General features: G+C 55.9%; 11 protein-coding genes and 1 pseudogene. 5 read left to right on the top strand and 7 right to left on the bottom strand.

Going from position 1 to position 13,834, the window contains the following annotated elements; all coding sequences use genetic code 11:
• The first annotated feature begins 7 nt into the window (after positions 1–7).
• From P5706_RS33365 to P5706_RS33355, 3 genes are all read left to right on the top strand, one after another.
• A complete protein-coding gene (locus P5706_RS33365; protein WP_033896493.1) occupies positions 8–1,219 on the top strand; it encodes a hypothetical protein in 1,212 nt (403 codons plus the stop codon).
• A gap of 84 nt (positions 1,220–1,303) precedes the next feature.
• Positions 1,304–1,780 carry a DUF2059 domain-containing protein gene (locus P5706_RS33360; RefSeq protein ID WP_042561206.1) on the top strand — a complete coding sequence of 159 codons (477 nt, stop codon included), beginning with the start codon at positions 1,304–1,306 and terminating at the stop codon, positions 1,778–1,780.
• Between the two features lie 93 nt (positions 1,781–1,873).
• Positions 1,874–2,299, top strand: a complete 426-nt coding sequence (locus P5706_RS33355; protein WP_042561205.1) for a hypothetical protein — start codon at positions 1,874–1,876, stop codon at positions 2,297–2,299.
• A gap of 127 nt (positions 2,300–2,426) precedes the next feature.
• On the opposite strand, the gene P5706_RS33350 is transcribed toward P5706_RS33355, so the two are convergent.
• Both P5706_RS33350 and P5706_RS33345 read right to left on the bottom strand, forming a co-directional pair.
• Positions 2,427–2,969, bottom strand: coding sequence for a DUF1523 family protein (locus P5706_RS33350; protein WP_033896496.1), 543 nt, complete (start codon positions 2,967–2,969; stop codon positions 2,427–2,429).
• Positions 2,970–3,167: 198 nt separating this feature from the next.
• Entirely contained in the window at positions 3,168–4,337 is a 1,170-nt protein-coding gene (locus P5706_RS33345) for a lysozyme inhibitor LprI family protein (protein WP_179294960.1), read from the bottom strand.
• A 237-nt stretch (positions 4,338–4,574) separates the two neighbouring features.
• On the opposite strand from P5706_RS33345, the gene P5706_RS33340 reads away from it, so the two are divergent.
• The gene (locus tag P5706_RS33340) at positions 4,575–5,123 is read left to right on the top strand and encodes an Xre family toxin-antitoxin system antitoxin (protein WP_017849609.1); all 549 of its coding nucleotides are present in this window, start codon (positions 4,575–4,577) and stop codon (positions 5,121–5,123) included.
• 587 nt (positions 5,124–5,710) lie between these two features.
• Here the strand turns inward: P5706_RS33340 and P5706_RS33335 are convergent.
• Positions 5,711–7,105, bottom strand: a pseudogene (locus P5706_RS33335) (CHASE2 domain-containing protein); the annotation flags it as partial.
• 3 nt (positions 7,106–7,108) lie between these two features.
• Positions 7,109–8,038 carry a FecR family protein gene (locus tag P5706_RS33330; protein WP_285684774.1) on the bottom strand — a complete coding sequence of 310 codons (930 nt, stop codon included), beginning with the start codon at positions 8,036–8,038 and terminating at the stop codon, positions 7,109–7,111.
• Positions 8,039–8,343: 305 nt separating this feature from the next.
• Here P5706_RS33330 and P5706_RS33325 point away from each other — a divergent pair, with 305 nt between their 5' ends.
• A complete protein-coding gene (locus tag P5706_RS33325) occupies positions 8,344–9,063 on the top strand; it encodes a response regulator transcription factor (protein ID WP_285684772.1) in 720 nt (239 codons plus the stop codon).
• Positions 9,064–9,167: 104 nt separating this feature from the next.
• Here the strand turns inward: P5706_RS33325 and gyrB are convergent, their stop codons facing one another.
• The 3 genes from gyrB to dnaN are packed head-to-tail and all read right to left on the bottom strand — an operon-like array spanning position 9,168 to position 13,817.
• Entirely contained in the window at positions 9,168–11,585 is a 2,418-nt protein-coding gene (gene gyrB, locus P5706_RS33320) for a DNA topoisomerase (ATP-hydrolyzing) subunit B (protein WP_285684771.1), read from the bottom strand.
• 4 nt (positions 11,586–11,589) lie between these two features.
• Entirely contained in the window at positions 11,590–12,693 is a 1,104-nt protein-coding gene (recF, locus tag P5706_RS33315) for a DNA replication/repair protein RecF (RefSeq protein ID WP_285684769.1), read from the bottom strand.
• Between the two features lie 20 nt (positions 12,694–12,713).
• Complete coding sequence (gene dnaN, locus P5706_RS33310; protein WP_285684766.1) at positions 12,714–13,817, bottom strand: DNA polymerase III subunit beta; 1,104 nt, start codon at positions 13,815–13,817, stop codon at positions 12,714–12,716.
• Between the last annotated feature and the right edge of the window lie 17 nt (positions 13,818–13,834).

Genomic DNA, 13,834 nt, shown 5'->3' with positions numbered 1-13,834 from the left:
ACCGACTATGAAAACGATGAACAAGAAGCACATCCTCATCGCCGCTGCGGTCGCCGGTATTGCGATTCTTGCGGCTGGTGTGGGGTTATCGAGCTCCGGCAAGAAGCAAGCGCTGCGTCAGTACGATGAGATGAAGGAACAGTACTTCCTCGAGAACGTCCTGAGCGAGGGAGATATTTCCTATTCCTTCTGGTCGGGAAACGTCACCGTTGAAACACCAGAAATCCGCCTGGTTGCAGCAGAGACCAACGGCGCAGATAAATTCCTGAAAGGGATTATGGGGCTGCTCGGTGGAATGGACTCCGGGGCAAAAGAGTCTGCCCTGGTCGAATGGTCACGGTATCTGCTTTCGTCCAGTACTGGTGGCGGTCGTGCCGGTGGCGTTTACTTGAAGGCCGACGCCCTCAAGGTTAGCCGCGAAGGTGATAACAAGAAGGGCGAGATTCATGTCCAATTGTTGGGCATGGACATGAGTACTCCTTACCTGTCGCACAAAGGCACAGATGTGGTCCTGCCTTCGGAAGTAGCGGATGAGATCCAGCCGCGCGCGGAGATGGATCAGTACGGAGGCGTGGTCAAGTCGCCCTACTCGTGGGGTAGCAATATCGTCCAACGTCTGCCGTTCACTGGTGCATTTATCACCGGCGCTACAGGGGAGTTCGGCACCAAAGTTGACTTGGACTTCAAGCTCACGCGCTCCAGCGACGGCGAAGGCTCGGTCGAGTTTGTAGTGGTGCATCGTAATGACGGCAGCGAAGTTGGCCGGATTGTGCGCGAGGCTAAATTTGCGTCCATCCCAGAGCTTGACGATGTCCAGGCGCAACTCAAGAGCGCGCTAAGTGGCTTCATCATGGGGGCTTACAGTACGTCCATGGGCCAGGCCGTAATTGCGGAAGCCGCAGGTGACTTTGCTCGTAAGACCAAGGTGGCCAGCTACTCGCTGACCTACAAGGGCTTCGACCAGTTAAAGGAGTCGTTCGACGAATTCAAGGCCGCTACCAAGCGTGAGGAGTTCACCGGCTTTTGCAATGAAACAGGCCTATCAGGTTATCAGAGTGACTTTGGAGTCAAGGGCAAGGATCACAGCGATTCGGAGTGCGCGATCGCTCAAAAGCTGGCCACCGATGCCAAGTTTGAAGAGTCCTACATTTTCAAGGAAGACAAGTCGTTATTTTCCGGCCTGTTCGTGAGCAAAAGCTTCACGCTTGAGACGAACTGATCACCACATTTCCTAGAGCCTGGAGTGCGGTCCGCCGTACTCCACGGTCACCTAAAAAAATCTCAAGACAAAGGCAGGCATTTCATGACGAACGTTTCCAAATGGGCAATCACGGCGCTCTGCTCGGTGCTGCTGGCCGGTTGCGGTTCAAGCCAGGACAAAGCTGAAGAACTGGTCAAGTTGATGGGCATGGACGTCCAATACAAGATGGTAGTGCAAGTCGCCACGTCGGGTTATGCATCCAAATATCGCGAAGTCGCGCCAGAAAAAATCAAGGCCGTGATCGAGGACAACATTTCCCAGGACCTACTGAAAGACACCCTGGTCCAGGTCTACGCAGATCACTTTGATGCCGACGAACTCGAATTGATGATCGAGGCCAGCAAGCATCCGGATCAGGCGATGAAAATTATCATGGGCTCTAAGGACGGCATGAAATTGGCCAAGAAAACCATGGAAGTCCAGGTTGATCTACAGCGTGATATGGCCAAAGCGTTCGAGGATCGTGATGAAGACATCGTGGACGAGTTGGACGACCTTCAGAAAGAAGCTCGCGGCTGATCTGTCATTTGCCTTCTTGTGCCCGAACCACGGTTATCGAGGCGGCAATTACGAACAGTTTCAGGTAGCGTTTGGCAATTAATGGAGGGTGGGATGAGGCTATTTTTGGTAATGCTGCTGGCGCTCAGCGGCTTCGCTCACGCCGGTTGCGGCAGCATCAACAACGACGATCAACGCGCCTACTGCTACGTCAAAGAAGGGAATGGGAGTTGCGCGAGCATTAAGGACGACGATCTGCGCGCTACCTGCTATGTGGAGGCCGGCAATGGCAGTTGTGCGAGTATCCGTGATGATGACAAGCGCAAATACTGCTACGTGAAAGAGGGCAACGGAAGCTGTGCAAGCATCAACAATGACGACTTGCGTAACGCCTGCTACGTCGAAACAGGCAACGGCAGTTGCGCGAGTATCCGCGACGACGACCAGCGATACCTGTGCTACGCCAAGACTGGCAATGGCAGTTGCGGGAGCATCAAAAACGATGACATGCGACGTCAGTGTGAAATGGTAAAGCGCTGACTGGCTTGCTTTAGCCTAGCCGTAACAAGGAATCGCACCTACAAAAAAATGCCAGTCAGGTAACTGACTGGCATTCATTCTGCGGTTAACGAATCTTCCAAGCTGAAAAGGCGGGTGGTTCAACTGTTCAACCCAGTACTTCGCCCCTGGTCTTGCGCTTGAATCGCCGGCGCATGAAAAACACCACAAACAAAATCAGTAGCGTGCCTACGCTGAGGAAGATCGTGTTGAACCAAGGAAACGGCTCTTCGCGACTGTTTGTGGCTTCGATGTCTGTGATGTTTGGGAACACGGACAAGATTTGAATGCGCCAGCCGTAGTAACGGATCAGCGCCAGTTGCTGGGCATCTCGTGAGTAACCCTGAGCCTTTGCCTGAACGTCGGCCGAATCAAACTTGAAGTACCACGGAAAACTCCAGCCGGTGTCGTCGTTTCGGTAAACTTTTACCACTTTCGATGTTGGGTGTTCAGTGTTAATGAAATACACGTCCCGGGTCGGGCCGTCGGCCGGGTTTTCAGCATTGATGACGCCGTCATCGTCCACACGTTTTACCTCAACGCCGGTGATGGCCACCACGTCGTACTGCGGCAAAACATAAAACAGACCCAGTCCCGCACCAGTGATTACGAGCAAGAATGCGCCGACAATCACCCCTTTAATCCACTTCATTTATGTGCTCCATTTTGATCGTCGAATTCTGCCCCAATTTGATCTTGGGTATTCACCTTTGACCGCTGGGGTGCTACTAAACTTGGTTAGCAAATGTGTAGGTGCTGCAGTGATAGTAACGTGGCACAAAAAAAGCCCAGGAAATCTCCCGGGCTACTTGTTTACTAAAGCACGCGATCGCGTTCCGATCGCCCTGGCTTATGCAGGTGCTGTATCAAATTCCAGGCATTCGGAAAGTGAGGTGAACTCAGGTCGCCGGCAGACCCAGGCAGTAAAAGCGGTGTAAGCCACCGACAAGCCTGTGATCAGAGCCATCGTTTGCTTCTTCTCTCGACTGTTTCTAGCAGCAGCACGCGCTTGGGATTCACCTTTGCGTCTGGCACTGTTCGAAAAGAGAGACGCGATCAGCATTCCAATCAACGCGTAGAACACTGTGATGAGAGTGAGCTTGGCAACAATAACTAGGGTGATACTCAGAGCTCCCTGGTTTGTCCGGAAGGTCGCGAATACGGCATATGCAATGGCCAAGATAATCCCGGTACCCAACGCTATCCCTGAGACCAAGCCAGGCATTTCAAGCCAGCGAAGGATCAGAGCCGCAACCGCTCCGATCGCGGGCAGCGCATTCGTGATCGCAGCATCGGTGTAGTCGGTGTAGATCGTGGCAGCCTCTGTGTGGTGTCTCCAGATCGCCAGGCAGGTGATCAAAGATCCTATCAAGAGCGTGTATTTCCATGCCGGGCCTGCCCAGAAGGCCTGCCACATGCGTAGCACTGCTGGTTTCCCAGCTACAGGCTGAGCAGGGCGCACTTGCTGTGCCGAAAACACATTGGCTGGGCTCTGAGAGGAGGGCGCCGGTTGCACACTTTGTGATTGTGTTTGAGCCACCTGGTGCGGCTGAGCAGATTGCTGTTTTTGTTGACGGAATTGTTCCTGAGCGATCCGGTACTGCTGATCTCTTTGTGAGTTGGCAAGATCCTCTGCCTGGCGCTGAGCTTCATACTCATCCTTGCGCAGCTTCTCTTCTGCAGCGTATGCCTTACTTTTTTCAACGCGTGAGTAACTATCCAGAAAGGTGACACGAGCTCCCAAGGTTTGATCGAGACACTTCTGGGTGGTGCACTGGTCTCGCACCGATAGCCATTCGCGTTGTGATTGCCGTAGCTCATCCGGGTGTTCCGTTTCAGCGAGGGCTTTTTGATAGGAGCGCGCCAGAATGCTGTCGACGCCACTCAGATAGCCGTCATTACAGATGCTGGATTCCGCAAAATTTGCGGCCTTAGAACAATCAAAGCTTGCTGCTATTGAGTTACAGGCCACTAATGCCAGCGTAAATGCGAGAGCGTTGCGAAACATCATCCGGTTCATCCCTAATTCCGTTATCCAGTGCCCAGCAGGGCATAGTGGTTATCGGCCGGGCATGTGAATACGTGAGGAGAACCTGCATGCTCGTGTGGACGCGTCAGTTGAAGTCTTGAGCAGCAACATTTCCTTCCCGGGGAATTTTTGTTGTCAGATGCCGACGTTGACAGGGCTGTACTACCAGCCCATATTTCCTAGAAGAACGTCACCCGTCGTGGAACATGGCCGGTCAAGAGGCGACCTATGTTGGCTGAATTGCTGCCTAAACCGGTGTACCGTCACTACCGACGTCATCTTGGAGTTTCACTTCAAATTGGCGTAGGGGCATCAGAGCAAGAGAACCACGAGATTATCGCGGCAGGATTCGCAGCCGAGAGATTCAAATTGCTTAGCGAATCTGGCGTGTACGACGCAGTCGCCCTTGAAAAGATTATGCCGGTTGGGACCCTTAACGCCCGATTGGCTCGCCGACAACGCTTAAATCTGGACGAGAGTGATCGGTTGTTCCGACTTGCACATGTGACAGCAATGGCAGAGGCGCTGTTCGGAGACGTCAAAAAAGCCCAGCGCTGGCTGAGCAAGCCTAAGCAACGTTTTGCCAAGGAACAGCCCCTCGCACTGTTATCCACTACCCAGGGCACTCGGATGGTCGAGAAACTGCTGATTCAGGTTTGCCGAGGGGATGGTCTTATAACGGGTGCACTGATCTTTGGTGGCAAGTCGATGAGCCACGCTACATCGGTTTTACAGAAACCAACTCTACAAGGCGGTAATTCTTCCTGGCCGCTTTGATCGCTTTCTGTTCTGCGAGACGCGTACTGAGCGTATCCTCCTCATGGACCATTGTGTGCTTCCTACCCTCAAACTCATTACCGACCCGCAGCGTGACCCTTAACACGGGGGTGAACGCTTTCACCGATCTTCTTTTTCTCCGCAGCCTTCACTGGCTGGATGTTCGAGTTATCCGAAAGATTGTCATGTTCATGTAAGGCATGAGTCTGCGCAAGTGGCTGCACCGCCAAACAGCGCTCGGCGCATATCTGCTTCAGTGAGGTCGTGATTTTTGTATATAGCCTCGGCGTAGGTTTGAACTCGCCGCTAGTGCTTGGCTCGGCCGCAAATTGTCGTAATTCTCATCGGCTTCGGCACTGCCTTTTCAAAGGCACGTTTGCATTCACCCAAATAAAACTGTCAATGTTTGGAGGCGTTAAGAATCTGAGGCCGGATGCCTCTGTCAATCCTCCACTTTTGGCGTTCCTGATGCGTCAATATCAGGCGCAAACATTGACTGTCAATGAGCAGTTCACTGACTCAGTGGTAAAGCCCAATCTTGCAGGCCTACTGCTGTGTCAATGGTTAGAGACGTAGCTGATACGGGTGAACACGTCACGTGCAATCCGGTTGGCCAGCAGGATGCTGCCTCTGGGGTCGGTAATCAGAGTGGCCACCGGCAGGCACTCCAGGCCGTCGGCCATAAACCTGCGGGTATCGCGTGTACGACTTACCGCTTGCTCCAGGGCAAAGATCCGCGCTTGCAGCACATCACCCTTGCTCGCAGGCGCTCGACGGCGCTCGGGAAGCACTTTGGGTTCGTTATCCAGGCGCGCCAGTTCCCAGCCGAAGTAGGCCAGGATCACGCTGAGGCGCCGCCAATTCCATATCAGGTAGCTGAGCAGCAAACCAATCAGGCACGCGGCCGGTGACCACCAGTGACCCTGGCGCAGCAACACCCACGCACCGAGCAATGCGGTGGCCATACAGCCCAGGGTCATCCAGAGTGCGTAGCGCGGGCGATACAACAACAGGCCCAGTAACAATGCCACCCAGGCAGTCGCCATCAAGGCCGACACCGCGCCGGGTAGATCTACGATGCTGCGCCCCTGCAGCAGGCCGTTGAGCACGTTGGCCTGGATCTCTACACCCGCCGTGGTGCCGACAGTCGAGGAGAGCGGAGTAACGAAACGATCGCCCATGCCGGACGCTGTGGCGCCGACCAGAACAAGCCGGCCCCGCAGCCGTTCTGGATCGACCTCACCGCGCAGGACGCTGGCGTAGGAGACCGTAGGAAAGCGGGTGTCGCCAGCAATGAACGGGATTCGAATGGCATGCTCGCGATGCCAGGACGGGTTGATCGGCGGCTGGGGATCTCCTGGCATCTCAGAAGCCTGGCCGCTCAATGCATAGGCCATCCACGCCAACTGCGGCGTGGTGTCGCCGGGTGGGCCTTCACGCAAAAACAGGCTGCGCACCACGCCGTCATTGTCCGCTTCGACATTGATATACCCCAGGCCTTTAGCGCATTTAAGCAGCGGCAGCACTTGCGCGTCCGGCGCGCTGTAACTTGCAGCTTCCTCACGCAACAGTGGCAGTACCACGTTGCCGGCGTTGCACACAGCGGCTGCGAGGCGTTCGTCGTTGGCGGGCACACCGGGCTCACTGAAGATCACATCGAAGAGAATGGCCGCTGGCTGCGCGGCGCTCAGGCGGTTGATCAGATCGGCGTGCAAGCTGCGTGGCCAGGGCCAGCGGCCCAGCTCTTTCAGGCTAGGATCGTCAATGGTCACCAGCACGATGCGCGGGTCTACCGGCAACGGCGCCAGGCGCCTGAGGCTGTCATACAGCGGGTTGTTCAGCGCCAGGCCCGGGCTCAACGAGAGGTAGGCTGTCATTGGCAATAACAGCAAACCTATCCACAACCACTCGCGCACCAGGCCGTGGAACAATCGCTGGGCATGGGTAGGCTGGCGTTTCTCGACCTTGCGCCAAAGCATCATGGGTTAACCACCACTGGCCTGTACCTGAGTGGCGGGTGGGTAATAGAAAATGTCATAAACCCCGGTTTCTCCCTCCAGGCCCTGCGCGTCATAGGCGGACAACCGCACGTGGTAAAACGATGCTTTGAGCCCAGTGAAGCGCATTTTCGGCTCACTGGAAAAGTTTTCCTGCTTGATGTTCATAAAGGCTGAGTCGGTCGCCACTTGGGCACGGTAGCGCAATGCACCGGGTAATGGCCGCAGGTACAGGCTCCAGACCGGAGACTGGCCTTTCTGGCCGTCCTGGCCGATCAATACCGGCGCCGGCAAAAGCTCCACAGGCTTAAGTTCGCCTTGTTGTTTGATCAGCAGGCCTTGGCGAGCGTCCACCTTCACTTCGGCTGCGGCGGAGCCTTCTGCGCGGTTGACCGCTACCTGGCCATTAAGCACCTCAAGCACAGATTGCTCGCCGTCATTGCGCACGCGAAAGTGCGTGCCACGCACACCCAGAACGCCGACGGGCGTCACGATCTGAAAACGGTCGTAGTCACTGGCCCGTTTGATCACATAGGTCTCGATCTGGCCCTGTTCCAAAATGACTTGGGGAATCGCCTGTTTTTGCACCAGGTGCAGACGCACCTGTGAACTGGAGGGCAGCACCACACTGGAACCATCACCCAGGCGCAGGCTGACAAAAGCCGATGTCGACGTCTTCACGCCTTCTTGCTCATCAATGCTCATTCCTTCCAGCAAAGGCTGAGCCCTGCCTTTGGCATCGAGCTTCCAGGCTTCCCCCGTCAAATGCTGCACAACGGCCGGCAGCGGTTGTGCGCGGCACTGGAACGGCTCATCAATATAAGCAGGGCGATAGGGCGTAGCAGCCTGCGCGGTTTCGATGACCAAGGCCAGCAACGCAGGTAGGGCACACCATAATCGATTGGCAGAACAGGTCATGGTGCTCATCACCCGGGTAGTTTCAGACGGCATCTGACATTGGCACGTACAGGTTTACGGCAGCGCATGTGTCGGCTGATCCTTTTCCTGAGGGGTAGGAGCCGGTATCTTTCGCCTACTAGCTTAACGAGTAGGTACGGAAGACTTTAAACGGGTTTACGGCCCTTTGATATCAGCGTACCGATAGATCCTGTGAACATTGAGTCTGGCCACAATTCTTCAGATTCAACCACAGGCATCTACGCATTACCTACGCGATTGAACAGACCGTCGGCTGTCGTATTTTTTGTAGAAAGGACCCACCCATGCGTGTCGCAATACTGGACGACGAACCCGCTGAATTGCGTCGGGTTGAACAGACGCTGCGACAAATCCCCAGCACCGCAGAGCAACCCTGGTCCCTGCATTTCTTCGAGCGCGGTGAAGACCTGCTGCGCCAACTGCGCCGTGAAACCTTTGACCTGTTGATACTCGACTGGCAACTGCCCGACATCACGGGCATCGCATTGCTGCGCTGGACGCGCGAGCACATGGACTCACCACCCGCCGTAATCATGTTGACCAGCCGAGATGCCGAGAGCGATATCGTCACCGCACTCAACAGCGGGGCGGACGATTACGTCAGCAAGCCGTTTCGGCCGAACGAACTCAAGGCTCGGGTCAACGCCGTACTACGCCGCCATGGGCTGCAAAAGCCAGCCACCAACGAGGTACAGTGTTTCAACGATCTGACCTTTGATGATGCCGAACTGACGGTGACGCGCGCGGGTAATCCGATCAATCTCACTGAGCGTGAATACCGCCTGGCCAGTTGCTTGTTCGCCAACCTGGCACGGCCACTGTCTCGAGAATATCTGTATGAGCGGTTTTGGAGCCATGAAGAAATGGTTTCCTCACGGCCACTGGATACGCATATTTATCGGCTGCGTAACAAGCTGGGGCTGACCGCCGACCGGGGTTGGCAGCTGCTGACCATCTACGGGTACGGCTATCGGTTGGAGAGTGTGGCGGCTGCCCAAGGTTAAAAACGCTGATGTTCCACGTGGAGCAATTGTAAAACGCTTAAGTTTCACCCAATAAAAAAGGCCAACGCTTAGCGTTGGCCTTTTTGTTTTAGCGGGTAGCCTGATCAGAAGTCCAGGTTAGACACCGCCAAGGCGTTGCTCTCGATGAAGTCACGGCGAGGCTCGACTGCATCACCCATCAGGGTGTTGAAGATCTGGTCTGCGCCAATGGCGTCTTCGATGGTCACGCGCAGCATGCGACGCTGAGCGGGATCCATGGTGGTTTCCCACAGTTGATCCGGGTTCATCTCGCCCAGACCTTTGTATCGCTGGATGGTGTGGCGCTTGGTGCTTTCGGCCATCAACCAGTCCAAGGCTTCCTTGAACTCCTTGACCGCTTTCTTACGCTCGCCACGCTGGATGTAAGCACCGTCGTCCAACAGGGTGCTCAATTGCGCGCCGAGGGTGACCACGGTTTTGTAGTCGTTGCTGCCGAAGAAGTCGCGGTTGAAGGTGACGTAGTTCGACAGGCCGTGGGAGATCAGTTCGACCTCTGGCAGCCACACGTTACGTTCACGGTCTTCACGCAGGCTGGCTTTGTATACCAGGCCAGACTTCTCCACGGTGCGCAGGCGCACTTCGTACTGAGCCAGCCAATCCTGCATATGTGCATGATCGCCCAACTGTTCCAGGCTCACGGCCGGCAGGTAGATGAAGTGCTCGGTCAACTCCTGAGGGTACAGGCGCGACAGACGCTTGAGAGTCTTCATTACCATGCGGAAGTCGTTAACCAGGCGCTCCAGCGCCTCACCGGAAATGCCCGGGGCTTCGTCGTTCAAGTGCAGGCTGGCATCTTCCAGGGCCGACTGCGTCATGTACTCTTCCATGGCGTCGTCGTCTTTGATGTATTGCTCTTGCTTGCCCTTTTTGACTTTGTACAACGGCGGCTGAGCGATGTAGATGTAGCCACGCTCGATCAGCTCCGGCAACTGACGGAAGAAGAACGTCAGCAGCAAGGTACGGATGTGCGAACCGTCGACGTCAGCATCGGTCATGATGATGATGTTGTGGTAACGCAGCTTGTCGATGTTGTATTCGTCGCGGCCAATACCGCAGCCCAACGCCGTGATCAAGGTGCCGACTTCCTGAGAGGAAATCATCTTGTCGAAGCGAGCCTTCTCGACGTTGAGGATCTTACCCTTCAATGGCAGGATGGCCTGGGTGCGACGGTTACGACCCTGCTTGGCGGAACCGCCAGCAGAGTCACCTTCCACCAGGTACAGTTCGGAGAGGGCAGGGTCCTTCTCCTGGCAGTCAGCCAGTTTGCCCGGCAGGCCAGCGATATCCAACGCGCCTTTACGGCGGGTCATCTCACGGGCTTTACGCGCCGCTTCACGGGCACGCGCAGCGTCGATCATCTTGCCGACGACCAGCTTGGCTTCGTTCGGGTTTTCCAGCAAGAAGTCGGAGAAGTATTTGCCCATCTCCTGTTCCACTGCGGTCTTCACTTCGGAAGACACCAGCTTGTCTTTGGTCTGGGAGCTGAACTTTGGATCCGGCACTTTCACCGAGATAATCGCGGTAAGGCCTTCACGCGCATCGTCACCGGTAGTGGCCACTTTGTGCTTCTTGGCCAAGCCTTCCGCTTCGATGTAGGTGTTCAGGTTACGCGTCAGTGCGGAACGGAAACCCACCAGGTGAGTACCGCCGTCGCGCTGTGGAATGTTGTTGGTGAAGCACAACAGGTTCTCGTTGAAGCTGTCGTTCCACTGCAGGGCGATTTCAACGCCGATGCCGTCTTCACGCTGGATGTTGAAGTGGAACACCTGGTTGACCGCAGTCTTGTTGGTGTTCAGGTATTCAACGAACGCACGCAGGCCGCCTTCGTACTTGAACAGTTCTTCCTTGCCGCTGCGCTCGTCCTTGAGGACGATACCCACACCGGAGTTAAGGAACGACAGTTCACGAATACGCTTGGCCAGGATGTCCCAGCTGAAGTGAATATTCTTGAAGGTTTCAGCCGAAGGCTTGAAGTGGATCTGCGTACCGGTGGATTCACTGTCACCAACGATTTTCATCGGTTCTTGTGGCACACCGTGGACGTAGGTCTGTTCCCAGATCTTGCCGCTACGGCGAACAGTCAGGATCAGCTCTTCGGACAGAGCGTTCACCACCGACACACCTACACCGTGCAAACCGCCGGAGACTTTATAGGAGTTGTCGTCGAACTTACCGCCGGCGTGAAGCACGGTCATGATGACCTCTGCCGCCGATACGCCTTCTTCTTTGTGCACATCAACCGGAATGCCGCGACCGTTGTCGCGCACGGTGATGGATTCATCCGGGTGGATGATAATGCTGATGTCGTCGCAGTGACCGGCCAAAGCTTCGTCGATGGAGTTGTCGACCACCTCGAACACCATGTGGTGCAGACCGCTACCATCATCGGTGTCGCCGATGTACATACCAGGACGTTTGCGTACGGCATCCAAACCTTTCAGCACTTTAATGCTGGTCGAGTCGTACGTGTTTTCTTCGCTCATGCCTTCACTCCCGATGGTCGTGGGTCTGGGTGATACGGCCCTGTTCCACGTGGAACAAAGCGACTGGCGTTTCCGTCTGCCAGCCTTCCCTCAATAATTCGTGGTCTACACAGGTGATAAACACCTGGCAGCGTAAGTCTTCCAACAAGCGGCATAACGCGCGGCGGTGCTGCTCGTCGAGTTCGGACGGCAAGTCATCCACCAGATAAATACACTGACCGCGCCGGGCTTGGCTAACCAAATGCCCCTGGGCAATACGCAGTGCACACACCACCAACTTTTGCTGACCGCGGGACAAGATATCCGCGGCATTGTGTGCGCCTAATCTAAGACGCAGGTCTGCACGTTGTGGGCCTGCCTGGGTATGGCCAATTTGCTGATCCCGCTGCAAGGACGTGGCGAGCACTGCGCTCAGCTCACGTTCTTTATCCCAACCACGGTAGTAGCTCAGCGTCAGACCCTCGAGTTCCAACAACTCACTCAAGGTCTGCTCAAAGACTGGTTTCAAGGCTTTGATATAGGTACGGCGGTATTCATCTATTTCGTCGCTGGCCAGGCACAGTTCCCGGTCCCACGCCGCTTGTGAAGCGGCGTCAAGTGTACCATGCCGCAGCCATGAGTTCCGCTGCCGCAGGGCCTTCTGCAGGCGCTGCCAAGTGGCCATGAAGCGCGGTTCCACGTGGAACACTCCCCAATCGAGGAACTGCCTGCGGATTTTTGGCGCACCTTCCAAAAGACGAAAGCTGTCTGGGTTGATCAGCTGCAATGGCAGGATTTCTGCCAATTGCGCGGCACTCCGAGCATTTTGCCCGTCAATGCGAATCTGGAACTCCCCGCCGCGATCACGGGATATCCCCAGGGCGCTATGCCCACCTTCTGCCAGTTCAACCTGGCCAAACACTGTGCAAGCCAGCTGTTCATATTGAATCACCGGCAACAAGCGGGCACTACGAAAGGAACGGGCGAGCCCAAGCAAATGGACGGCTTCCAGCACGCTGGTTTTTCCGCTGCCGTTGGCGCCGTAAAGGATATTGATGCGGGGGGAGGGGGAGAAGGTCACCGGGTGCAGATTGCGCACCGCGGTGACCGAGACGCGACTGAGGGACATCTAGCTTCTGCTGAGCATGATTACAGACGCATCGGCATAACAACGTAAGCCGATGCGTCGTTGTCGGATTCTTGCACCAGGGCACTGCTGTTGGAGTCCGACAGAATCAGGCGAACCTGTTCGGTGGTCATAACGCCCAGTACGTCCAGCAGGTAGCTCACGTTAAAGCCGATTTCCAGCGAGCCGCCGTTGTAGTCAACGCCAACTTCTTCTTCCGCTTCTTCCTGCTCCGGGTTGTTGGCCTGGATTTTCAGCTGACCGTTGGCCAGTTGCAGACGAATACCACGGTACTTTTCGTTAGACAGAATCGCAGTACGGCTGAACGCTTCACGCAGCGCCTGACGATCGCCGATCACCAGCTTGTCGCCACCTTTTGGCAGCACACGCTCGTAATCCGGGAACTTGCCATCGACCAGCTTGGACGTGAAGGTGAATTCGCCGGTGGTGGCGCGAATGTGGTGCTGACCCAAGACGATGCTGACATTGCCATCCGGCTCGGTGAGCAGACGCGCCAGCTCGAGGATACCTTTACGTGGCACGATGACCTGGTGACGGTCCGGCTGGCCGATATCGGCACGCATCGAGCACATGGCCAGGCGATGACCGTCGGTGGCCACTGCACGGATAACGCCTTCAGCGACCTCCAGCAACATACCGTTGAGGTAGTAACGCACATCCTGCTGGGCCATCGCGAAGCTGGTGCGCTCGATCAAACGGCGCAGCTTGCTCTGGTCCAGGCTGCAGGTCAGCGAACCCGGGCCTTCTTCGACGGTAGGGAAGTCATTGGCCGGCAAGGTCGATAGCGTGAAACGGCTGCGACCGGCCTTGACCACTAACTTCTGCTCATCAACCTTGATGTCGATCAGCGCGTCGTTGGGCAGGCTCTTGCAGATGTCCATCAGCTTACGTGCCGGCACAGTGATTTCGCCGGGCTCAGCCGGTTCTTCCAGCTGCACACGACCCACCAGTTCGACTTCCAGGTCGGTACCGGTCAAGGACAATTGCTGGCCTTCGACCACCAGCAATACGTTGGAAAGCACCGGCAAGGTCTGTCGGCGCTCGACGACGCCTGCGACCAGTTGCAGGGGTTTCAACAGGGCTTCGCGTTGAATGGTGAAATGCATGGTCTAGTCCCTTGCCT

This window comes from Pseudomonas sp. ChxA (assembly GCF_030263855.1).
Taxonomy (GTDB): Bacteria; Pseudomonadota; Gammaproteobacteria; order Pseudomonadales; family Pseudomonadaceae; genus Aquipseudomonas; species Aquipseudomonas fluorescens_CB.
Note: the sequence above shows the minus strand (reverse complement) of the source record. Positions and strands in the feature narration are given on the sequence as shown.

Coding starts and splice junctions, on each gene's coding strand:
- P5706_RS33365 (WP_033896493.1), top strand. CDS start 8: ATGAAAACGATGAACAAGAAGCACATCCTCATCGCCGCTGCGGTCGCC.
- P5706_RS33360 (WP_042561206.1), top strand. CDS start 1,304: ATGACGAACGTTTCCAAATGGGCAATCACGGCGCTCTGCTCGGTGCTG.
- gyrB (WP_285684771.1), bottom strand. CDS start 11,585: ATGAGCGAAGAAAACACGTACGACTCGACCAGCATTAAAGTGCTGAAA.
- recF (WP_285684769.1), bottom strand. CDS start 12,693: ATGTCCCTCAGTCGCGTCTCGGTCACCGCGGTGCGCAATCTGCACCCG.
- P5706_RS33340 (WP_017849609.1), top strand. CDS start 4,575: ATGTTGGCTGAATTGCTGCCTAAACCGGTGTACCGTCACTACCGACGT.
- P5706_RS33355 (WP_042561205.1), top strand. CDS start 1,874: ATGAGGCTATTTTTGGTAATGCTGCTGGCGCTCAGCGGCTTCGCTCAC.
- P5706_RS33330 (WP_285684774.1), bottom strand. CDS start 8,038: ATGACCTGTTCTGCCAATCGATTATGGTGTGCCCTACCTGCGTTGCTG.
- P5706_RS33325 (WP_285684772.1), top strand. CDS start 8,344: ATGCGTGTCGCAATACTGGACGACGAACCCGCTGAATTGCGTCGGGTT.
- P5706_RS33345 (WP_179294960.1), bottom strand. CDS start 4,337: ATGAACCGGATGATGTTTCGCAACGCTCTCGCATTTACGCTGGCATTA.
- P5706_RS33350 (WP_033896496.1), bottom strand. CDS start 2,969: ATGAAGTGGATTAAAGGGGTGATTGTCGGCGCATTCTTGCTCGTAATC.
- dnaN (WP_285684766.1), bottom strand. CDS start 13,817: ATGCATTTCACCATTCAACGCGAAGCCCTGTTGAAACCCCTGCAACTG.